The sequence below is a fragment of the uncultured Sphingobacterium sp. genome, from assembly GCF_964277905.1.
In the GTDB taxonomy this organism is placed as follows: domain Bacteria; phylum Bacteroidota; class Bacteroidia; order Sphingobacteriales; family Sphingobacteriaceae; genus Sphingobacterium; species Sphingobacterium siyangense.
The window spans coordinates 158269-181227 of record NZ_CAXYKD010000007.1 but is presented as its reverse complement, the minus strand read 5'-3'; the positions used below and the strand labels follow the sequence as shown (position 1 = coordinate 181227).

Here is a 22959-nt window from a genome sequence, read left to right as displayed (position 1 = left end):
GTTGTCCTTATAATAATAGCTAAAATTAATGCATTATTTATAGAGAAAATAGTCAAAAAGAAGCTATTATTTAGTAAAAAGACGGATTAATGATAGCTCATTTTAAGTACATTATGTAAAGTCACAGTCCAAATAACACGATAATCCGTTGGTAATAAATAAATTGACCTCTTGCATCATTAGCCGACAATCGTTTTCATTTTTAAGTTCTTGTATTTCCAGGCATTGAAGTGCATTATTTATTGTTCCTAACACAAAATTGTAAAGCATATTGCTACTTTCACTTGTAGAAAAACTACCTTCTATTTTGCCTTTATCGATCAGATCAATAAAAAAATTCTGAAACATGGCGACTATCTCACGTGCTTTATTCACGATTGGTTCACTGACGTCGATCACTAATGTCTGAAAAAGCAGCCTCACACCATTAGCTGAAGAGCATGAATAATCTATACATCGTTCAATAAAAGCTTTTAACTTTTCCTTGTAATCAGTATGTAGTTTTATTGCTGCAAATATCTCCAGGATATCTCTTTGTATATTGTCCAAAATCTGAACAAGTAGGTTTTCCTTATTTTGGAAATAATAAGATACCATTGATGTGTTCATTGGTACAACACCTGCAATATCTCTTATACTCGTGTTATGAAATCCGTTGATCGAAAACATTTCTTTAGCGACCTGTAAGACAAACTCCCTCCTGTTGTCCATCTTGCAATTTAATTTGCTCTTCATACCTTTTCTCAATTTTATAAATGTATTTGCACACCATTCGATTTTAAATCTCTTTTTTCAAAAGCAGATTTAAAATCACGAATGACTCCAAAACTTATAAAAAAGACTCTTTTTAGTAATTAAAAAAAGAGTCGTACCATATATATATGTTCGGAATTGCGAGTTATCTACATTATTCAGATTGCTCATTTAAAGCTTCTGCTTTTGATAGAGCCTGTTGATATTGCGAGAGCGCATGATCATACTTTTTTTTTCAAAGCATGTATTCGCAAAAAGCGTAAACTGCTTCCAGGTTGATTCAAGATTTATAAGAGATTTTTGATTCATTTTGTCCCTTCTCTTAAGCCAGTGCAACATCCAATACCATCATCAATATAAACCCCAATATAAATCCAGCTGTGGCCAGATCTGACCCTTTATTTTGCTGGGCTTCGGGAATTACTTCCTCCACGACAACAAAGATCATTGCTCCTGCTGCGAAAGCTAGTGCAAAAGGCAATATCGGGGTAAAAGTAGTCACGGCGACTGCACCGAGCATGCCTGCTATAGGCTCGACAATAGCGGACGATTGCCCATACATAAAACTTTTACTCCGGCTCATTCCCATCCGCCTGAGCGGCATTGCAACAGCAATGCCTTCCGGAAAATTTTGAAGTCCGATACCAAATGCAAGCGCAACCGCACCCCCAACTGTTGCTTCAGGAATACCCGCCGCAACTCCGCCAAAAAGTACCCCGACGGCCAAGCCTTCGGGGATATTGTGCATGGTAATGGCAAGAACCATAAGGGTCGTCTTTTGCCAAGGTGTTTTTACACCTTCTACCTGTTTAAAATTGGGATGCATATGCGGCAACAGCTTGTCCACGGCATAGAGAAAACCAGCTCCTACCAGAAAACCTACTGCCGCTGGAACGACCCATACAAAGCCCTCCCCTTTGCTCATGTCAATTGCAGGGATAAGTAGACTCCATATACTGGCAGCAACCATTACTCCACCTGTAAATCCCAACATCACATCCATTACATTTCGGTTCAATTCTTTAAACAAAAAAACAAATGCGGCTCCCAGCGCAGTGATGAGCCAGGTAAAAAGTGTGGCGTACAGTGCCGCTAAAACGGGATCTATAGTTCCGAGATACTCTATTATATCATTAAGCATAAAAATTCGGTTTCAACATCATTATCTTTTAATTCAATTTCGCACGTAATATCTTGATACCACGCTTCAGTTCCTTTATCTGTCTAAGCAAACGTGTGGCCTTGGGCATATTGTTCCGTAATAGATCCCCATCCCTGATTTCTTGTTCCAATGATTTACGTGTATACTCCAACAATGTGATTACATATTCCATAGTTTCGTTTTAATTTGTATCTACACGCGCTATAACATCCAGTAATTGCGTAAGTTGCCCCGCTAACATTAATCCCTGATAGCGAAATAGTATCTTATAGTCAGGGCCAAGCACAATCCAGGTCGGGAAGACTAGTTGAGATGGTCCATTCAGGGCTTTAGCAAGTTCATGAAGTCCCGACACATTTTTAAAACGAGTCCCGTGTAAACAGATGTCTTCTTTGCTCTCGGCATCAAACTCAACATAGTAAAAATGATTCCTGCGACTGATGAAATCTCTGCTCCGACGGATTTGCCGTTTTTGTATATAGCAATAGTTACACCAGTCGGTCGACAGCAGAATCACGGTCGGTTTTGGTTTTTCCAATAGTAGGCTATCGATATACGCTATCAGCGTTGGCCTGATCTGAGCCTTGCAGAATAACCCAAGTGGTAAGCACAGTATGGTCATAAACGATCGCATCACTTTCATACCTTCTATTGCTAAAATAAATTATACCTGATCCCCAAAAAGCCACGAATACCCTGATTTGGTCCATATACGTACGATGGGTCAAAAGTAAGACCGTATGGATTATCCGGTGTAACCGACGCCTGTCCGTTGCCATCAAACTGTACGTTTTTATCAAAAGGGTCATTGGCTCTGGCAATAATAAATGGATTGCCTTTGTTAGGAGTCCAGTTTAGGAGATTCTTAACACCGCCATATATTTCGGTTTTTCCGCCCACACGTTTAGTCAGCTGAATATTCTGGATACTCCACCACGGTGAGTATGCTCGGCGGGGATCCGTTTCGCTCAACAGGGGCAAGCGCATGGGACCGTAGAGATTTCCGGTATAGTCCACTGTAAGACCAAGATTCTTCAGTGTGTAGCCAATATTCCAAGTGCCAGTAAATTTCTCTGTAAACAGCTGTCTTGTTCTGATACCATCTTTTTTACTGTAAACATCCATTGCTGTCGCTCCTGCCAATATTTTTAAACCAATCGGAAGTGTGATATCTAAATTGAGGGAGACACCTTGCGACACAGCATGACCATCGAGATTGTCATAAATGATCTTATTGGGATCAGTATCGTAATCAGCGACAATCTTGTTGTTGAAATAGGTATAAAATGCGGTGGCATCAAATCCAATAAAAGAATCACCGACAGACATTTTCTTTACAAAATTCAGATTTCCGTTCCATGAGGTCTCGGGCTTAAGGTCGTTGATAAAGATCACTTCCCTGGCTCCCGTAAGGGCGGCATGATCTTCGGTAAATACATTGGCGACACGATAACCATTACCAAAGCTGACCCGAAAAACATTACTTTTATCATCCGAACTCCATTTGTAGTTCACTCTTGGGGTAACAATATTGCCATGCAGGGAATTGTAATCATACCGTAATCCCAATAACAAGGTATTGTTCTTATCAAAGGTAATCTGGTCCTGTACAAATACACCTGGTAGACTGGTATTGGTCGGTTTGTTACGATTTAGATCCTTCGGGTCTGCCGCAGCTGGTGTATTGTCATCGTAATAGGTATAACGGTAGGTCAATCCGGTAAGCAGTTCATGTTTCCCCAAGGTCTTGAACCAGGTAAATTGGCCGAAACCGATATACTGGTCGGCCAAATAAGGTGTATCACCATATACACTGTTTTGGTTGTGCCCATTGGTACTAAACTGAAAAAGTATCTTTTCTTTCACCGGCAACTGATATGTTCCGAAAAACTCCCATCGACTGGTGTAAATACTCTCGCCATATACCTCATCCCCACCCCTGTACTTTTTTGCCCAGTTCATTTCTCCACCCCAACGGTCCTCGTAAACATATCTGCCAGCCAATGAGAAGATCCGATTGTCTTTTCGGTCAAAATTCCATTTATTAAAAATGGATATCCGATTTTGAAGGGTAACATCGGTAAAGTTGTCCTTATTATTATCTATGGGATTCTGATAATTAAAATAATTGACCCCCAATAGCGATTGTACCTTTTTTCCAACTTTAAATTTTGCGGCAAGATCGGTATTTACCTCCCCCCATGAAGTGCCAAAAGCATCCAGGGAAAGGACCGGTGAATTTTCTGGTCGCTTGGTGATCACATTGATCAATCCTCCCACAGCCTCACTACCATAGAGCGTCGAAGCAGGCCCTTTAACAACTTCGATCCGATCAATAAGTGACTGTGGAATACCACTGAGACCGTATACCGTGGAGAGACCACTAACGATAGGCATGCCGTCTATCAATATCATGGTATAAGGTCCTTCAAGACCATTGATATGGATATCTCCTGTATTACAGACATTACAGTTTAATTGTGGACGTACCCCATTTATATTCTGTAATGCATCAAATAATGAAGGGGTCGGATTTGCTTTAAAAAATTTGGCGCTGTATACTTCTACGGGGACCGGGCTGTCCAATTTGGAAATTTCCTTCATGGTACCTGATACAACCACTTCGTCCAGGCTATTGTACGGATTATTGACCAGTTTGATATCCTGTCTTTCATTTGCCTGGTCAATCTTGACTGTTTGGCTAAAAATCCCATAACTGACAAAAGTAGCTTCGAGCCGATAGTTACCAAAAGGCACTGAACGCAAAATATAATTGCCAAGACTATCGGACACGGTATGCATATTTAATTGGGGGAAGGATATCGTGGCAGCAGGCATAACATTGCCATCACCGTCGGTAACCTTTCCTTTTAGCGTTCCCGTTTGCGCATATACAGCCATCGATGCGATCCCTAGAATAGCCGTAAGAAAAAATTGTTTTGATCTAATATTTACCATTATAACTTTAAATTTACAGAAGCAAAACTACAAAGTTAGAATTGACTAACAAAATTATTTAAACAAATTTGTTAGAAAAACCTAACAATACTTATCTTTGATTCATGATCTCATATACCGAAGAGAATTATTTAAAAGTGCTTTTTGCTCTCACCCAGGAAAATGGTGTTGCTACTGCAAATGCGCTCAGTAAAGAACTGGATATCAAGATGCCCACAGTAAACAGTATGATGAAACGCCTTGCAGATAAAGGGCTTGTTGTCTATGAAAGCTATAAACCGATAAGGTTAACTGAGAGTGGGCAAAAAGAAGCTGCCTTAGTCATTCGAAAACATCGATTGACTGAAATGTATCTTGTTGAAAAAATGGGATTTGGATGGGAAGAGGTACATGCTATCGCCGAACAGATTGAGCATATTCAATCGCCTGCATTTTTTGATAAAATGGACGAACTACTGGGCTATCCCCATTCCGACCCCCATGGCTCACCTATTCCTGATCCGCGGGGAACACTTCCGGTAACAGACTATAAAAAACTGAGCCAATGTAAGGCTGGTGAGGTTGTCATTTTTAAAGCTGTCCATAACTCTTCCGTTGATTTTCTTAAATTTCTGACAGAGAAACAACTTACACTTGGCTGTGAAATTGCTATCCTAGAGGTAGAGCGATATGATGGAAGCTTAACCGTACTTGTCAATGGAGTAAACAAATTGACATTGAGCAAGTTTATCTGTGACCAGCTACTGGTTTCCTAGTGAGATCTTGCCTATGAGTAGGTTTAAGCTACCTTTACTATTTGTTAAGAAATGTAAACTTCTCCTATAAGGCAGAAATTGACTATCAAAAAATTAAATTGTATTTCAGAAACAATTTATCTAAGTTTGGTCAGATGAAAAAAATGCTCCTATACTTCTTGACAATTTCCTTACTGCTCCAAGCTAGCTGGGGTTATATTGTCATAGGTGCATTTTATGTCAACAAAGATTACTTTGCGAAATATCTTTGTGAAAACCGCGATAAACCACAATTACACTGTAATGGCAATTGTGTGTTAATGAAAAAAATAAAAAAAGCACAGGAGAAAGAAAAGCAGAATCCAACAGCAAAGCTTAAGTCTGAGGTGTATGATTTAATTAATTCGTATGCACTATTTTCCTTCGCACCATCTTCCGTTGAAATAAAATTGCTTTCATTGGGAACGGTTGATACCAAATATAATAGTATAGACCCAAATCGTCTATTTCGCCCTCCTATTGCTGCCTAATTACTTTTCTTACAATGGTACTATTGACCGTTGAAATATTCTTAGAAAAAATCATCTTAGGCAACATAATTTATGAAATACTCATTTTCCGTATTGCTTGCATTGGCAGGCAATATCGTATATGCACAAAACTCTTTACCGAACAGCTCATCCAAGTTACGCGACAGCATCAGACTTGACGAGGCTCTTGTCACTTCCAAATATTACAGAAAATACAAATTGGACGCTGCATCCAACACTTTAAAGCTACAGGTTCCCCTACTCCAGCTTCCACAAAATATTCAGGAAATAGACCATAGTATCATTACCGATCAGCAGGCAATTAATATCAACGAAGCTATCAGTAGGAATGTCAGTGGTGTTATGCGTAACAACACCGCCGATTTTTATGGCCCCTTTCTATTTATGCGCGGGGCTGGGATCAATACTTTACGCAATGGTGTTGACATGTCCATGATCTATTATGGGCCTATGCCGGAAGAAGCCAATATGATCGATCGACTGGAATTTATCAAGGGCCCATCGGGCTTTATGAATGCAATCGGTGATCCCGCTGGATCTTTTAACCTCGTCACCAAGAAACCAACAGGTATCACATCCAACCACGTTTTCCTTCAGACAGGAAGCTGGGATCTCTACCGTCTGGGCACTGACCTGGACGGCAGTTTCGATAAGAATAAAAAATGGCGCTATAGATTAAATGCAGTAGGACAAAAATCGCGTTCTTTTCAACGCTTTGCTTTTAATGACAAGGTCGTGGTCAATCCGAGCCTGACATATAGTATGGACTCCACATCCTCCCTAACGGCGGAATATAGTTTTCAAAAACAATCCTTCCTCCAATATCTACTCACGGTATTCTCTCCCTATGGATTCGCATCTCTCCCACGCGATTTCAGTATTGCTGACCCAAAGAAGGATCCCGTAGAGGCCACCGAACACAGCGCATTTTTAACGTATACAAAAAAGCTAAGCAGCAACTGGAACCTGACAGCGAAAACTGCTTACGCCAATAGCCATATGGATGGCAACTATTTTTTTGTATCTGCCTATGATAAGAACCGTCCGTCCGAAATTAAAAGACGTGTTACTTACGAAAGATTTACGACCGATGTTGCATCCATCCAGGTTTTTGTGAATGGTCTATTGAAAACAGGTGAGCTCGATCATCACATTTTGGCCAGCTTGGACGGAAATCGAAAGTCGTTACTCGGCTATTCAGGATATAATGACAAAAATGCCAACCAAACCCTATATCCGCTAGATATTAATAACCCCGTGTATGGCACTCCATTCGATGACAACAAAAAGTCAGGTTCACTCGAAAGCATTGCGACCAACAAACAGCAGATAAAATATTTGGCTTTTTACCTACAAGATGAGCTTGGTTTCTTACAGGATCGACTACATTTAACCTTAGCAGCGCGTCTAACACAATCGACAAGCTATATCGATATCCCTGCAGAATCCAGTGTTTCGGATCTCGTCCTTACACCTCGTCTCGGTGTAAATTATGCACTCAGCACAAACACCTCAATTTATGCATTATATGATCATACCTTTACGCCACAGAGTGGTTTGAGCGCCGATGGGAAAACATTTGATCCACTATGGGGGAAAAATTATGAAATTGGTTTAAAAAAAGACTGGTGGGATGGCAAATGGAACAGTACCCTATCCCTTTATCATATTACCCGCGACAATATTTTGGTGACCGACCCTTCGACAAACCTGCAATCACAAATTGGGCAGACCAAGTCCAAAGGAATTGAGTTTGACCTCAAAGGTGAAATTGTCAAGGGATTGAATGCCGTCATTAATTATGCGTATACCGATAGTTATATTTCCGCCGATGCCAATCCAGCACTGGTAGGCAAGGCTACCCCCTATCGCGTAAGGCATATACAAAACACTTGGCTAAATTATCGGCTTCCTTTTAAAAAACTGACTGGACTGAGTATTTCGACAGGCTACCAATACCAAGCTGGTAGGGCAGGCCGATATCCGCAAGATGAAATTCCTTCCATTGCAGCGCTCTTTCGCCTGGATGCTGGTCTAGGTTGGACAAATGGCAAAATAGCAATCAATGGTCTTATCAATAACCTGACAAACCGATTCAATTATGGTAGTGCCTGGACAAGGCCAATAGGGCTCTACGCCTATGTGCCCTATTCCCCGCGCGAGTTCAGACTGAACGTATCTTATAATTTCTAACCATGAAAACGATAACGAAGTGGGCATTCCGTTGGCATGGATGGCTGGGACTAAGTTCGGGGCTATTCTTTCTAATCTTGGGTATTACAGGGTCATTGTTGCTATTCCGACACGATTTAGATAGAGCTCTCAATCCAGATATCTATCATAGGCCCGACAGCGGGCTAATGATCTCTGCAGACAGCGCCTATAGAATCGTCGCAGAAGCTTCTCCGGGCTTCGAGAAAATTGTCCTGCACGACTTTCCGCTATCATCGGAAGAACCTTATGAATTTATGCTTTATCGAAAGACCAAAAGTCCTTTCAATAATCATTTGAGTTTTGCTTTTGTAGACTCACATCGGGGTATAATACTGCGCCAAGGCAATTACGAGGACCTTGGCGGTTCATTTATTAGATGGATATATGCCATGCATTACAGTTTTTTATTCGGTCGCATCGGACAGGCTATCTGCGCCATACTCGGCATACTTCTCTTATTGACTATAGTTTCGGGCCTGGTTGTCTATCGGAAATATATAAGGAAAGTTATTTTATTTCAGGTTCCACTGTACAAGCAGGGACGACGATTATACTCCTCCTTGCATCGGGTAGTGGGGGTTTGGTCGGCCTTGATCAATATAGTTTTACTGATAACAGGTGTATGGATGAATATTCCCGTTTTCCAGCCCCTTTTTTCTGACCACCAAACCATGGAACAAAAACAGGGTTCGTTCACGGCAAAACCAAATTTAGATAAACTACTGGACTACTGCAAAGTAGCTGCTCCGGGATTTGAACCCATTGCGATAAATATTCCAAAAGATGACAAATCTCCTATTTTGGTCCGTGGTCACCTGTCAAGTACCACATTCTTTTTGTTTGGTGGAAAGGCGAGCAATTTTGCTTTCGACCCTGTTCATGCAACCTTTATGAAACAATTTGATATTGAAAAGGCAGATTTTTCAAAAAAAATTTCTTGGGCAATTTATCAATTGCATATTGGCGGGTTTGGTGGTTACCTCGTAAAGTTTATCTATGCTTTAATCGGATTGACACCAGCATTACTTGCTCTGACAGGTACCTATCTATGGTATAAACGTAATTGGTAAATTCCACTGTATGCGATTCACAACCCAAATTCACTTGAAATTTATGTGGAAAGGGTAGTCAATCTTTCAGCATTGGTCTATAAAATGTATTTCAATATAGATATTTAGAAAATAGACGAAGATTAAGGGAAAACTACGCTCTTTCAATCCCTAAATCCAATCCTTCCCTAAGCAAAGAAGGTGACCTTTTTGGGCCACCTCCTTCTTAATCAGCACATATAACTATTATTTTTTTAGCATACCTACACCTGTGATATCTTTAATACCGGTAAGTTTAAGTCCACGTTTAGCCGTGTAATTATCCGCATCGATCACGTATAAGTAGGATATTGATGATTGTCCTTCCTGCATTGGTAAGTAAGATTTGCCATCTGTCGTAAAGAGCGGGAATCCATAACCTGGATCGGTAATTTTAGTGTCTACACCCGAAATCCATTTGAATTCCTTTTTAACAACATCTGCAATGGCCAGTTTCACACCACTAGCTTCGGCTTGTTTCGCGTCCCGTGGCACCATCACCAACACAAACTTATTGTCTTTAATAAAGAAACCGGCACGAATTCGCATGTTAGCAACCGCTTCAACATCCCAATAATAATCCTTATCAAAAGCATCATTTTTAATTTTCAGAAATGCAGAGTGGTTATTACTAGACTCCACATCACCATTTGAAAAAGCATAAATATCGCCCGTAGAAACCTGTCCCAATCCAATGGTATTATAATATTGTCCAATAAAAGGCATGCGTTTGTCTTCGATTGTTTTCTCAAACTTTAGGTTCTTATCAAAAATTGCCACGAAAGCATGGTCCTTATAGTCAGCTTTATCCTGAACGCCGGTTCCACCATATGCCGGAGAAAGTGGTGCATAAATTTTATCTCCAAATTCAAACATCGCGTAGGGCCATCCAAAATAATTATCAACATGCTTACCATCTACATAAATCAGTTTCTGATCTACTTCCAAGGTCTTGTCAACACGGTTATCAGCAATATTTACCCAATAGGCTGTACCAGGTGTGGTCAACGAACGCCCGATATTATAGGCGATAAGGTGATCCTGAGCTTTGAAAGGTAAAAATACATTGACTGATTTGATATTAAATGCGCCTGTCTTTTTCAATAAATTGTCTGTACCCAACTGAAACACTTCGGCGTTACCAGGATCACCCCGATTATATTTAAATGTTACAGCCTTATTGTTCAATGCATACATTGTACCACCTGCTGTCTCATACCCATTTCCTTTGACTGTGATTTCTCCCTCATCGAGACGATCTGCAAGGAAAAGATATTGTTTGGATTCTTCTGCTGTTGCAGACATCCCCGCAATGACATATTTTTTTGAGCTGCTATCATCTGGAGGAGTTCCTCCGCCATTAACATTGTCCTTACTACAGGCTCCTAAGCCCAATAATGAAAAGGTAGCTAACTGAATTAATAATCTATTGATTCTCATAAAACACTATTTTGATTAAACATTAATATTTCATTTTATAATTTTGACCGTACTTACATGTTAAATAGGAAATACCTGAATTTTGCATTAAATGAACGGCTTGGTTTCTGCAATTTGAAGTGATCATACAGCAATTCATCAGTCAGGTTCATGCATTCCAACGTCAGGTTATATTTTCCTCCTTTAAAGCTGTAAATCATATTTGCGTTGTGATTCCATTGTGTTGGTATCGTGATTTTAGTGCTTGCGTTTCCAAGGCTCGGCCAGCCTTCATAATACTCGTGCGTATAATAAAGTTGGTATCCAAAGGTGAGGGATCCATCTCCACCAAAAGGTTTGTTAAAGGTGTAAGAGGCATCCATATTGCCAAAAAGGTAAGGCATATTGGGCAGCCTGTCCTTATAGACGATACTCACCATATCTTCTTGTCCGCCTTCATATTTGGTTTGATTGATGAGATTTTGATAGCTCATATTTACACCAACATTGAACACATTTTTATATCTATACCGTATTGTGGCTTCCGCCCCTTTGTTGTTAACATCACGTAGATTGACTGTACGGGCGCGGGTAGAATTCATACTGCGCTTGAGTTCTGTACGTATGAAATCTCTCGAATATCGATAGAGCGCCGCCACATCAAACGTCAAGAAATGAATATCATTAAAGGATGGGCTGTAGATCATCCCAAGGTTCAAATTGTCGCTATTCTCAGGCCTCAAACTCACATTTTGATCCAAAGCGTCCATATTGCCGAATAACTCACCGCTTGTAGGTACCCGTATTCCATGCTCGTAAGATCCTCTAATCTGCAATTTTGGCTGAATAAAATAGGTAGTTGCGAAGCCATAACCTTGCGTCGTAAAATTATTTTGCATCCAACCATAATCCTGATGGGAAGGATTATCGACATCATTGACCACACCGAAGGCTTTACTGTGCTGTGAATATAATTTGCCAAATGCCGATACATTTCCCTTTTTGGAATAATCAAATCGGTAAGAGAGGCCCAAAACATTTTTTTGCAACGAACTCGGGCGCTTATCAAAAAAAGGATCGGAATCATTTAAAAGATTTTTGCTAACACGTCTAAAAATCGTGTAGCTGTTATTGAGAACCAACGAATGCTTCGGGTTGATTCGGTAACTCAGATTGGCGGTAAAAACCCCGTCATTGTTTCTGTAGCGGGAGTTCATGCGATCGCGTTCACCCTGACTGGTTTTAGGATTAATCACCTGCCCCAACCAATTGTACCTTCTACTCGCTGTGTCTATGGTTTGATCATGCCCTAGATTAAAATTTCCGCTGAGATTTAGATCGAGTCCTTTAAGACCCAGATTGCGTTTCAGATATTTCATGGAAGGTAAAATTGTCAAACCTTTTGATTCACGCTCACCGTATACATCTTCCATAGTAGCTCCATTTTGAAGATCCTTTGCATACTCTCCGAGGTCTATTCCGACTAAAAACTGATCTGCCCAGGTCTTATTACGCACGCCAGCACCCAATGTCAGCATCTCATTACGGTAGCGGTCATGAAAACGGCGGGTTCGTACCATTTCCAATTGTCCACTGGCATTAATTGTACTTTCGGTTTCCACCCAATAGTTGTTCTTTGAATAATTCTGAAACGCGTTAACCAAAAATTGAAAGCCTTTTTTTGTATTTATTGCGGCATTTACAGATGTTTTGTGTGTGTTGAACGAACCATAGGAATAGGAAGCATCAACATAGCTTGTCTTACCCGAATTTGTCACAATATTGATCGCTCCTCCCAAAGCATCTGAGCCTAATTCTACGGGTACCACCCCTTTATAGACTTCAATCCTTTCGGCGAGATTGATCGGTATATTATTGATTCGAAACGCATTTCCCATATTTTCCATCGGGATGCCGTCAATAAAAAACTTGACCTGATTTCCACTGAACCCATTCAACATAAATTCCATGTTGGAGCCAAGGCCTCCGCTTTCACGAACCCGAATACCAGGCACATTATTTAAAGCTGTAGCTATATTAAGGGTGGTGTTGTGTAATTTCTTTGCATCAATCACCGAAACCTGATAAGCCTGTTCCCTCGCCTGCTGCAGTTCGGTCTTTCCAGAAACATTGACTTCATCCAGGGAGTTATCTGCAGCTTCCAACTGGATACGGAGATTTTGATCCTGTACCTCGCCGATTTTAAAAGCGAAGTGATAAGTTTTATAGCCCAAAGCAGTCACTTTAAGCGTATAACTTCCCGATTTCAAATGTGAAAAGTAAAACTTCCCCTCATTGTCTGCGTGCTGAGATTGCCTACCCGGTCCTAAAAACACGGAAGCATTGGGAATACGCTCACCGGTTGTATTCGTTATTGTACCTCCTAGCCTAAAGGATTGCCCAAAGAGCGTATGGCCTGACGTACAAAGGAGAAATATCGTAAAAAATGCAAAATGAATATGCCTTAGGTATGCTATGCTGTTTTTGTGGATTGTCTTTTCCATGGAATAGTGGGAAGTATAAATTATTATTCTTATTTAGATTAATTATAAATATATTTGACGAGCACAAAATTATTAAATAGGATATAGGAACTCATGATGAATTGTGCGAAAAAATTGATTAAAAAAAAACAATATTAACCATGAAAGTATCGATCAATAGCATGTCTCCAAAGGGAATTAATTTTGTAAGCACATTAGAAGATGCTACGAATACGGAGCGTAATCAGTTAAAAGATTTTTGCAGATCCCAGGAGCTCGATGGCGTTATTGATCAAAATAGGCTGATTGCCACAGCAGATATTCTTGTCACACATATCCTTATTTCGGCAAAAAAGGCTATTCGATTTGAAATAGTGGGAACAAGGCCATGTGTAGAAATGTGCTTTTACCTATCGACCAGTGCCAGCTATGAAGCTACTGACTCGAGTACATTGATAACGATCGATACAGGACATCACAATCTTTTCCATTTTCCGACACTCCCTTATCAGAATTTTTGGCCACTTGGTGAGGCACAGGAACTTGTATCGATCATTATTTCGACCGATTTATTTATGCGTTATGTACCCAACGACAGTGCATTCTTTGATTTTAAAGAACATATCATGAGCGGACAGACCAATACTCTTTTTAAACAGTCAGCTCCTATTACATTACATATACATCATTTACTAAATGAGATCCTTAAAATGGAAGCTTATCCCGAACTGAGACATATGTACCTTGAGAGCAAAGTAATTGAACTTCTGAGTGAGCAATTTCGACAATACATGGAACTACAAAATGGTACACACCCGCTATATAGAGCACTCCACAGTGAAGAACGTGATCGCATATACCAGCTTAAATTGTACATTGATAAACATATTACAACACTCTTCCCCCTCCGGGAACTTGCAGATCAGGCTGGAATCAGTGAGTATTACTTAAAAAAACATTTTAAGCTATGCTATGGTGTTTCAATCCACCAGTACATCCATGCTGAACGCATGAAATTGGCAAAGATATTACTACTTCAGGAAGGAATGAATATCAATGAAGTTGCGACTTTTTTAAACATCACAGAGACCACAAATTTTGTCGCTGCATTCAAAAAGCATTTCGGTTTACCTCCAGGTAAATTTCAAAAACAGGGACTTCTACCACACTAAACACGTGGTAAGCATCCACCAATATATCTATTCATATTAATTCAATCAACAACCATCATGAAAACAATTGCTTTTATAGCATTTCTATTCGTATCACAGATTTCATTAGCCCAGAAGCTGACGATCCGTGGTCAAGTCAGTACCTCTGACCGAAAACCTGCACCGCAAGTTTCCATCACATTAAAAAACCACAAAAAATCTACCGTCGCTGATCAGGCTGGTCAATTTAGGTTTAATAACCTTGCTCCCGGAAATTATACAATAATTGCGTCTTATGTGGGCTTAAAAAATCAAGAGCAAAATATAACACTTTCGGATACCGATATGAGAATTGAATTTGTTCTTTTAGAGGATAGTCGCGCATTAGATGAGATTATCGTCAATGGGAATTACAAGGCGACGAAAAAGGAATCGGATTATATATCCCGTATGCCATTAAAAGATATTGAGACACCCCAAGTGTACAACATCGTTGGTAAGGAGATTATGGAACAGCAGATTACGACAGATTATAAGCAATCGCTACGTAATATTGCTGGAGGAGGGGTTGCTTATGGATTCGTCAATAACGGATTTGCCTATACTGTACTCCGTGGGTTTTGGACTGGTGTGCGTATGCGGAACGGCGTTGCATCCTCAAATTGGTCGGGTATTGACCCTGCCGTTGTTGAACGTTCGGAGGCTATAAAAGGACCTGCGGGTACGCTATATGGCAACAGTACAACTTCCTTTGGCGGGCTTATCAATCTTGTTACAAAACAGCCTTTTGAAACCGCACGTACAGCTATCGATTACACCCTTGGAAGCTACAATCTCCATCGTCTTGCTGCGGATGTAAACACTCCGCTAACAAGCGATAAATCTGTACTATTTCGTTTAAATGCGGCCTATCAGTCTGAAAACACTTTTATGGACTGGGGTTTCAACAAACGCTATGTTGTGGCACCATCCTTTCTGTTTAAGATCAATGAAAAGCTGAATGTTTCGCTTAATACGGAACTGACAAATGCCAAAATGAGCATGCTACCTTACATCGATTACAGTGCATTGGGGTTGAAGAATATTAAAGAGCTGCCACTCAAGCATAACCAATCGCTTGGAAGTAACGATGCCATATTTGATGGTGGTGGGATAAATATCTTCGCCAAAGCCGATTATCAGATTTCGGACAATTGGAAGTCCACGACCATTGCTTCGTTAAATAGTAATACCATCAATGAAGGCGTCTATACACGAGCTCGTTTTTTATCGCCAACCCAAGTGGAGCGAACGGCAAGTAGTTCGGCTACTGATGAAAATGTCTACCAATTTCAACAATTTTTTAATGGTGATTTCACCCTGGCTGGTCTAAAGAATAAGGTTGTCCTAGGACTCGATGTATATCACTACAGGTCTGTCGACAAGGGATATTTGGGCGAAGAATATAAAGATGTTATTACCATCACTGAAGCTTACTCCCCTTTGTCGTTAGCAAAAATCAAAGCAAAACGTGAGACACTGATAAACGGTTATCAGACAACACAAAGTTCGGTCTATGCGGCCTACGCCTCCAGTGTCACCAACTTGACAGATAGATTGTCTGTACTGCTCGGGCTGCGGGTAGACCGGCTGAACAATAAGGGAACAGCCGTGATGCGTGGTGATTTCGACGGCGGATACAACCAGACTGCCATATCGCCAAAATTTGGAGCTGTCTATCAATTACTCAAAGATCAATTTAGTGTGTTTGGAAATTACACCAATGGTTTTCAGAATAATGCTCCTGTCAGGCAGCCTGACGCAACACTGTTCAACGTAAAGCCTACTTCCGGAAATCAATTGGAGTTCGGGCTGAAAACAGATTTGTTTAACAATAGGTTGAGTGCAACGGTCAGTTTCTTTGATATTGCCATCGACAATGCTGTTCGGACAAACCAACAAGGGTATACTTTCCAAGATTCGAAACAGAAAAGTAAAGGTTATGAAATCGATCTACAGGCAACGCCTTTGGCCGGATTACATCTTACAGCTGGATATGGCTACAATAAAAATACCTTCACCAACAAAGATGAAAATGGCAATGCCGTTACCAGCAGAAACTACCTGCCGGCAGACTATGGTAATCTATGGGTAACCTACAAATTTTCAACTGGTATCCTCCAAAACTTTGGTCTGGGCGGCGGAACAAATTATGTTGGTGAAATCAATAAATATACGCTTGATCCAAAAACAGATGCATATTTTCTAACCGACGGAACACTATTCTATGAGCAGTCTAAAGTAAGATTGGCTTTCAAGATAAACAATATTGGTAACCAAAAGATTTGGGGAATAAATGATAATCCTTTACCAACGAGAAACTTTGCTGCGTCAGTAAAATATCAATTTTAAAAAAAATTCCCGCTAAACTTTAGCGGGAATTTCTTCTCATTGTATCCGTCAAGCATTTTCATGCAGACAGGAATTAAAAACTGTTATTTGACCATCCGCAAGATATCGTCCGTCATTAACTTTACTGAAGTAAGTCCTCCTCCGGAAATAAACCAAACATTCGGGTCCAAATAGTATATTGCCTGATTTTGATATGCTTTCGTTTGTTTGACCAGTGGATTTTCAACATCGGCTTTATTGGCAACTTTACCAAGTACTGCCGCATTTCTGTCTACAATAAAAAGATAATCTGGATTGGCCTGTGCGATAAGCTCGTTTGACAGTTTCTGACCATGTACAGATTCATCCTTGAGATCCATTACTGGTTTAAACTGCAAGACATCATAGATAAATCCAAATCGGGATCCTTTTCCAAATGCACTAAAACGTCCATTGTTAAACAATAGAAATAATGCTTTGTGCTGATCTTTGGCGTATTTGTCGCGGGCTTTCTGAATTTGGGACTGTATTTGTTCAAGTTTTGCTTTCGCTTCATTTTCCTTTCCGGTAATACTACCGAGCAGAAGCGTATTGTGTTCAAAAGAATTTAGATAATCTTTATTATCTGTACCGATATAGATGGTCGGAGCAATATCGCTTAATTCCTTATAAAAACGCTCCTGCCGCGTTGAGATCAAAATCAGGTCGGGGTTTAATAGACTAATCGCCTCAAAGTCAGGTTCAATTACGGATCCAACATCGGCCACCTGTGTGTCATTTTTGAGATCATCCAGATAATTGGGCATAAATTTTTTGGGTATACCAGCTGGTTTCACCTTTAGTTCGTGCAGCGTCTCCAAAGCACCGATATCCAGAACAACAATTTTATCGGGCATCTTTTTTATTTTAGACTTTCCCAGCTTATGCACAATTTCCAGCGAATCTTGTGGCGCTCCGCTTTTTTTTCCCGCTGATTTACAACCTACAAAAGCAAGTAAAACAATACTCAGTATGAAAGCTATTACTTTCTTAGTCGATACATATACCATATCTTGTTAGAGATTAAAATAGTTACAAATTTTTTTATTGTGACGTTCGATAATATCGAATTCGATTCCAAAAATATCTTTTAGTATAGGTGATGCAATGACCGCATCGGTGCAGTCATTATAGCAGATTCGCCCCTCTTTTAATGCGATAATATAATCTGAAAATTGGGCTGCAAAATTGATCTCATGGATTACGAGTACTACTGTTTTACCTAAATCTTCTACCAGCCGTCGAAGAGTTTTCATGACTTGTACGGAATGTTTCATATCAAGATTATTGAGCGGTTCATCTAACAGGATATAGTCGGTATCTTGGGCAATGATCATGGCAATAAATGCACGTTGTCGTTGTCCTCCACTTAACTCGTCTACAAACTGATCCTGAATATCCTGCAAATCTGAAAAAGCAATCGCCTCATCTACCTTTTTCCAATCGAGTTCACTCAACCTCCCTTTACAATACGGGAAACGACCAAAGGACACCAAATCGCGAATCGTCAGCTTCAAATCAAGGTTGTTGGTCTGTCGCAAGATGGATAACTTCTTTGCGAGTTCATTAGATCCATAATCTTTTATATCCCAATCATAAAAACTGACACGCCCCCCATCTTGCTGTAAGAGGCGACTCAAAATCCCCAGTAAGGTGCTTTTTCCGGCACCATTGGGGCCTATTAAAGAAGTTATAGCCTGAGGAGCGATAGCCCCGGACACATTGTCCAGTACAGTTCGCCTTCCATACAGCTTTTTGATGTTGTCAAAAATCAACGGATTATTTTTCGCGCTTTCCATAGTAAAAACATAAAATATATAGCACCTATAAAATTGATCACAATACTTACCGTAGTTGAAAACTTCAGCACATGCTCGATCAAAAACTGTCCAAGTACCAAACATAAGCAGGAAAGCATAGCACAGAAAACAAGCATCGTCCGATGCTTATGTGTCTTTAAAAGTTCATAGGTAATATTGCTTACCAAAATCCCCAAAAATGTAATCGGCCCCACCAATGCAGTAGATACCGATACCATTAATGAGATAAGCAGCAGCAGCTGTTTGATCAAACGGTTATAGTGAATACCCAGATTGATAGCTTGATCCCTTCCTAATTTGAGTACATCCAAATAGGGCATTAAACGCCAGAGGTAAATCAGAGCGATCAATAATGTCACAGCAGCAATCCCCAATAACTTAGTATTCATCTTTGAGAAAGAAACAAACATAAAGTTCTGGATTACCGAGAACTCGTTTGGATCGATCAGAATATGCATAAACTGACTCAAAGACTGAAATAGTGCTCCCATGACCATACCGATGAGCAGCAGATGAAACATATTTCGCTGTTGATTATGAAACACCAGTAAATACATGATCAGCGAAAAGAGTAACATGAGTGTTACGGCAAAAAAGAAATTCTTTTCTTGTGAAATAGTCTGTAGCGCACTGTCTCCCAAAAAAAATACGATCAAGGTCTGGAATAGAATAAAAATAGATTCATAGCCCATGATGGAAGGTGTCAGAATGCGGTTGCCGGTGATGGTCTGAAATATAATCGCAGAAATGCCCACGCTGGTCCCTACTAGGATCATAGTCGCCAAGCGAATGAAACGTCGGCTTAAGATATACTCCAGATTCCCTTTGAGGTCGTACCCTAAAAATAGTAGTATGGTACAGATCAAGAAGCAGGTAAGAACAATCAATTTAGTCCGATTTTTCATCCACGCTTTCTTAAAATAAAAAACAAAAATAACAGACCTCCAATCGCACCCACAGTAACACCAATTGGAATTTCGTAGGGATAAACGATAAGTCGTCCAAAAATATCGCAGAGCAATAGGAATATAGCTCCCGATAAAGCAATAATCGGCAAGGTTTTACGAATATTATCCCCCAAAAATAAACGGACTAAGTTAGGAATGATAAGGCCTACAAAAGGAATCACGCCAACGGTGATGACCGATACACTAACTACCATGGAAACAGTGAGCAGTCCGATATTGACAATACTGGTATAGGAAAGCCCCAGATTGATGGCAAAACTGCGTCCCATTCCCGCCAAAGTAAATTTTTCAGCGTAGAAATAAGCAATTGCAACAGCGGGCAGGATAAAATAGATAGCTTCATACTGCCCCTGCAATATGGCTGAAAAATCACCCAATAACCATTCCTGCACATTTTGTACAATATTATTTTTAAATGCAAAAAATGTGGATAGTGCATTGAGGATACTTCCAAACATAATCCCCACCAGAGGGATAAAGACGTTACTTTTTAATTGTATTTTACTCACAAAAAGGATAAAAAGCAATGTAAAGAGAAATGTAAATCCTAATGAAGACAATAAGCGAACAAGTAGGGATGCATCTGGAATTCCGATCATGGCCATTAAGATTCCCATTTTGGCAGCATCGAGCGCTCCGGAGGTCGTTGGAGATACAAAACGATTCTGAGAAAGCTGTTGCATGATCAAGCCTGCTATACTACTACCAATACCCACGAGTATAAGTGCCGCGGTACGCGGAATCCGACTAATCAAGAAGACTAACATGCCATCTCGGTCATCCCATAGGGTCAAAAAGTTAATATGGCGAGCCCCAGTAAAAAGTGAGATCCAAGCCAAGATCAGCACAACAACAACCGCGGAAAGGGTCATTAATCCGCGCCGAGGTCTCTCCCCAATCACATTTCTATTCATTTTTATTCGTTCAGCGCAGTCCATTTAATAACAAAGTCTTCGGGATTTCCTCATCAGAGATCATCCCAAAGACTGTAAGGGAAATATCTTATTATTAATCCACAATACGTGTTACCGTATCACCATTTATATCTTTGACCACAGCTTGGCCTTCAACCGGGCGGCCGCCTTTTGCTTTATTGACAACATAGGCTATACCCGTTTTAGAATCAACTTTTACGTTGTTCGGGTGGGAACCTGTCGGCAGATCAGCGATCACCTTAAAAGTATTTGCGTCGATAATAGACGTAGTACCTGTCTGGCGATTTGCCGAGTAAATTCTACTTTTTACAGCATCGTATGCAATACCGATAGCTCCGGCTCCTGTCGGGATGCTGTGTATCAAATTACCGTTATCATCCAATACAGTTATTGTTCCTGATTTTTGATTGGCTACAAACAGATACTTTCCGTCGCTCACTATGTTTACGGGTGCCTCACCACCGGATGGGAACGTTTTCTCCACCTTACGTGTTTTGGTATTTACTTTGGCAATCGCATTATCACTCATGACTGTTACGTAAAGCACATTGTTATTGCCGGGCGCGAACACCATCCCAGTAACAGTCTTTCCAATATTTTCTAAGGTATGCAGGTATTTATTCGTTTTACCGTCGATGACCCAGATACTGCTCGGATCGCCCACATCGGAAACATAAATCAGGTTATTTTTTTCATCAACCAATACTTCACGCGTATGGGACTTTTCGCCACCGTGAGTAATGGTTGCCAACAGCTTTCCGGAGCGGATGTCTACTGCGCTTACCGAGTTGCTACGCGTATTCGTCGTATAAACTGTCTGGGTTTTGTTGTTAATGGCTATACCAAATGGCGGATTGTCCTTTAAACTAATGCTATCGACGACGGATAGACTCGTTGGGTCTAACTTGTATATTGCTCCCCCAGGTGTATTTCGGGATCCTGCAGCTGTCACATAGATATGACCATCATTATTGCTGATCACAGCCTCATATATACCCGTTCCTGCTGGAGCAGATTTGTCGACCTGCTGTGCCAAAACTTGAGCCGCAGGCGTAGCTAATAGTCCAAGTAAAGCCATACTAAGCAGCATTTTACGGCTAAGATTATTATTGTTTTTGTTCATAAAACAAAAGATTAGAAATGAATAAATATTAAATAACTATATATTTCTTTGTCCACCAATCGTAAAACCGAACAAAGGCACGTTGCCAATAGAGGGCTCCATGTTTTCCGTGTGGATCTATATCAGTTTTGAGCGATGCAGTATCTTGTTTAGCGAAAAACGACACAAACTTCTCCATATCCGCAGCTAGGTCTATCTTTCCCAAATATTTATCTTGACGTATCTCCCTTCGGCCAGCATAGAAATAATAAGCCTGTTGAGCCACATGCGCTTTCATATCAGTGGGCATGGCCTCGTAGCGTTCCAGTAGGTCGTTGCCCATCCATAGGGAAGGAGAAAAAGCGGCTACAGTCCCAAAAATTTCAGGATAGCAAAGACCGGCATAGAGCGTAATAAGCCCTCCAGCAGAACTTCCTGCCACAGCCGTATACCTTGCTGTTGCCAACGTCCGATATTCCCGATCGATAAATGGTTTAATGACTTCGATGATATCCCGAAGGTATAAAAGTCCCCGAGGAGCTTCCACGGTATCAAAAGGTTTCACCAGATATTCATCCAGTCGCTCATTGTACGAATCCGCATGATCTATCCCCACCACGATCGCCTTCACTTCCGCCGCATCGATCGTTTCATCTACTTTCCATTCTACCGGTCCTGCACGACCTATTGAAATTGCTTCGTCAAACAGTTGCTGGCCATCATGCATATAGATGACCGGATACATTTTATCGGTATTTTCATAACCCTTCGGAATATAGATCCAGAGCCGTCTATGGACGGCAAGATTTGGCAGATAGAAAGCTGGATCAAGTAAGTGTACCTGTGGACTTGCTGTTGATTTGGGGAATTCGTCACGCCAGTGATTAGCCCGGATGCGCAGGTGTTTTTTTTCGGGCACTTCGATAGAAATTGCTTCTGCGATACGACCATCACCATAAGCAAGACAGGACTTCCAGTCGCCACGATTTAGTTTAACCTCCAGCGTGCCGGCAGCAACATCAGCGATGACTGCATGCAAATTCTCTCCAACACTGGGGATATTTCCAAGTTTGTATCCTGGCATAGCCCAACCATTAAAATTGCCCGTTAAATAGCATTCCTTACCGATATGATCGGGATTTGTGTTATGCACTTCAACAGTAACTTCATATTTTTTTTCATCTTTTACAGACTGCATCATCAACCTCCCTT

At 40.6% G+C, this 22959-nt stretch carries 19 protein-coding genes; 6 read left to right on the top strand and 13 right to left on the bottom strand.

The annotated features are described in order from the left end of the window. Positions 1 to 111: 111 nt before the first annotated feature. The 5 genes from ACHWSC_RS05420 to ACHWSC_RS05400 form a co-directional block, all read right to left on the bottom strand. A complete protein-coding gene (locus ACHWSC_RS05420) occupies positions 112 to 735 on the bottom strand; it encodes a TetR/AcrR family transcriptional regulator (RefSeq protein WP_394676060.1) in 624 nt (207 codons plus the stop codon). A 340-nt stretch (positions 736 to 1075) separates the two neighbouring features. After that, on the bottom strand, positions 1076 to 1894 hold the full coding sequence (locus tag ACHWSC_RS05415) for a ZIP family metal transporter (protein WP_394676059.1): 819 nt from the start codon (positions 1892 to 1894) through the stop codon (positions 1076 to 1078). Between the two features lie 28 nt (positions 1895 to 1922). Beyond that, positions 1923 to 2087, bottom strand: a complete 165-nt coding sequence (locus ACHWSC_RS05410; RefSeq protein WP_158655809.1) for a hypothetical protein — start codon at positions 2085 to 2087, stop codon at positions 1923 to 1925. A 9-nt stretch (positions 2088 to 2096) separates the two neighbouring features. Then, positions 2097 to 2558 carry a hypothetical protein gene (locus ACHWSC_RS05405; protein WP_394676058.1) on the bottom strand — a complete coding sequence of 154 codons (462 nt, stop codon included), beginning with the start codon at positions 2556 to 2558 and terminating at the stop codon, positions 2097 to 2099. 11 nt (positions 2559 to 2569) lie between these two features. Then, positions 2570 to 4873: a TonB-dependent receptor domain-containing protein gene (locus ACHWSC_RS05400; protein WP_394676057.1), complete on the bottom strand. Its 2304-nt coding sequence runs from the start codon at positions 4871 to 4873 to the stop codon at positions 2570 to 2572. A gap of 104 nt (positions 4874 to 4977) precedes the next feature. Here ACHWSC_RS05400 and ACHWSC_RS05395 point away from each other — a divergent pair, with 104 nt between their 5' ends. The 4 genes from ACHWSC_RS05395 to ACHWSC_RS05380 all read left to right on the top strand — a co-directional run bounded on the left by ACHWSC_RS05395 (position 4978) and on the right by ACHWSC_RS05380 (position 9442). Further along, a complete protein-coding gene (locus ACHWSC_RS05395) occupies positions 4978 to 5628 on the top strand; it encodes a metal-dependent transcriptional regulator (RefSeq protein ID WP_394676056.1) in 651 nt (216 codons plus the stop codon). Positions 5629 to 5762: 134 nt separating this feature from the next. Beyond that, a complete protein-coding gene (locus ACHWSC_RS05390; protein ID WP_394676055.1) occupies positions 5763 to 6137 on the top strand; it encodes a hypothetical protein in 375 nt (124 codons plus the stop codon). Positions 6138 to 6209: 72 nt separating this feature from the next. Then, the gene (locus ACHWSC_RS05385; protein ID WP_394676054.1) at positions 6210 to 8351 is read left to right on the top strand and encodes a TonB-dependent siderophore receptor; all 2142 of its coding nucleotides are present in this window, start codon (positions 6210 to 6212) and stop codon (positions 8349 to 8351) included. Between the two features lie 2 nt (positions 8352 to 8353). Continuing rightward, entirely contained in the window at positions 8354 to 9442 is a 1089-nt protein-coding gene (locus ACHWSC_RS05380; RefSeq protein ID WP_394676053.1) for a PepSY-associated TM helix domain-containing protein, read from the top strand. A 225-nt stretch (positions 9443 to 9667) separates the two neighbouring features. On the opposite strand, the gene ACHWSC_RS05375 is transcribed toward ACHWSC_RS05380, so the two are convergent. Both ACHWSC_RS05375 and ACHWSC_RS05370 read right to left on the bottom strand, forming a co-directional pair. Next, complete coding sequence (locus ACHWSC_RS05375; protein WP_394676052.1) at positions 9668 to 10900, bottom strand: DUF4374 domain-containing protein; 1233 nt, start codon at positions 10898 to 10900, stop codon at positions 9668 to 9670. Between the two features lie 53 nt (positions 10901 to 10953). Further along, positions 10954 to 13383: a TonB-dependent receptor plug domain-containing protein gene (locus ACHWSC_RS05370; protein WP_394676051.1), complete on the bottom strand. Its 2430-nt coding sequence runs from the start codon at positions 13381 to 13383 to the stop codon at positions 10954 to 10956. Between the two features lie 140 nt (positions 13384 to 13523). On the opposite strand from ACHWSC_RS05370, the gene ACHWSC_RS05365 reads away from it, so the two are divergent. Together ACHWSC_RS05365 and ACHWSC_RS05360 are read left to right on the top strand one after the other, a co-directional pair. After that, a complete protein-coding gene (locus ACHWSC_RS05365) occupies positions 13524 to 14534 on the top strand; it encodes a helix-turn-helix domain-containing protein (protein WP_394676050.1) in 1011 nt (336 codons plus the stop codon). A 57-nt stretch (positions 14535 to 14591) separates the two neighbouring features. Continuing rightward, positions 14592 to 16904: a TonB-dependent receptor domain-containing protein gene (locus ACHWSC_RS05360; protein ID WP_394676049.1), complete on the top strand. Its 2313-nt coding sequence runs from the start codon at positions 14592 to 14594 to the stop codon at positions 16902 to 16904. A gap of 83 nt (positions 16905 to 16987) precedes the next feature. Here ACHWSC_RS05360 and ACHWSC_RS05355 read toward each other — a convergent pair whose 3' ends face one another. The 6 genes from ACHWSC_RS05355 to ACHWSC_RS05330 form a co-directional block, all read right to left on the bottom strand. Then, complete coding sequence (locus ACHWSC_RS05355) at positions 16988 to 17779, bottom strand: siderophore ABC transporter substrate-binding protein (protein ID WP_394676048.1); 792 nt, start codon at positions 17777 to 17779, stop codon at positions 16988 to 16990. Between the two features lie 159 nt (positions 17780 to 17938). After that, positions 17939 to 18721 carry an ABC transporter ATP-binding protein gene (locus tag ACHWSC_RS05350; RefSeq protein WP_394676047.1) on the bottom strand — a complete coding sequence of 261 codons (783 nt, stop codon included), beginning with the start codon at positions 18719 to 18721 and terminating at the stop codon, positions 17939 to 17941. Next, entirely contained in the window at positions 18694 to 19647 is a 954-nt protein-coding gene (locus ACHWSC_RS05345) for an iron chelate uptake ABC transporter family permease subunit (protein WP_394676046.1), read from the bottom strand. Before ACHWSC_RS05345 ends, ACHWSC_RS05350 begins: the two co-directional genes overlap by 28 nt. Continuing rightward, complete coding sequence (locus ACHWSC_RS05340) at positions 19644 to 20624, bottom strand: ABC transporter permease (protein ID WP_394676045.1); 981 nt, start codon at positions 20622 to 20624, stop codon at positions 19644 to 19646. Before ACHWSC_RS05340 ends, ACHWSC_RS05345 begins: the two co-directional genes overlap by 4 nt. A gap of 94 nt (positions 20625 to 20718) precedes the next feature. After that, entirely contained in the window at positions 20719 to 21768 is a 1050-nt protein-coding gene (locus ACHWSC_RS05335) for a YncE family protein (protein ID WP_394676044.1), read from the bottom strand. A gap of 28 nt (positions 21769 to 21796) precedes the next feature. Further along, a complete protein-coding gene (locus ACHWSC_RS05330) occupies positions 21797 to 22948 on the bottom strand; it encodes an alpha/beta hydrolase (protein WP_394676043.1) in 1152 nt (383 codons plus the stop codon). Positions 22949 to 22959 lie beyond the last annotated feature (11 nt).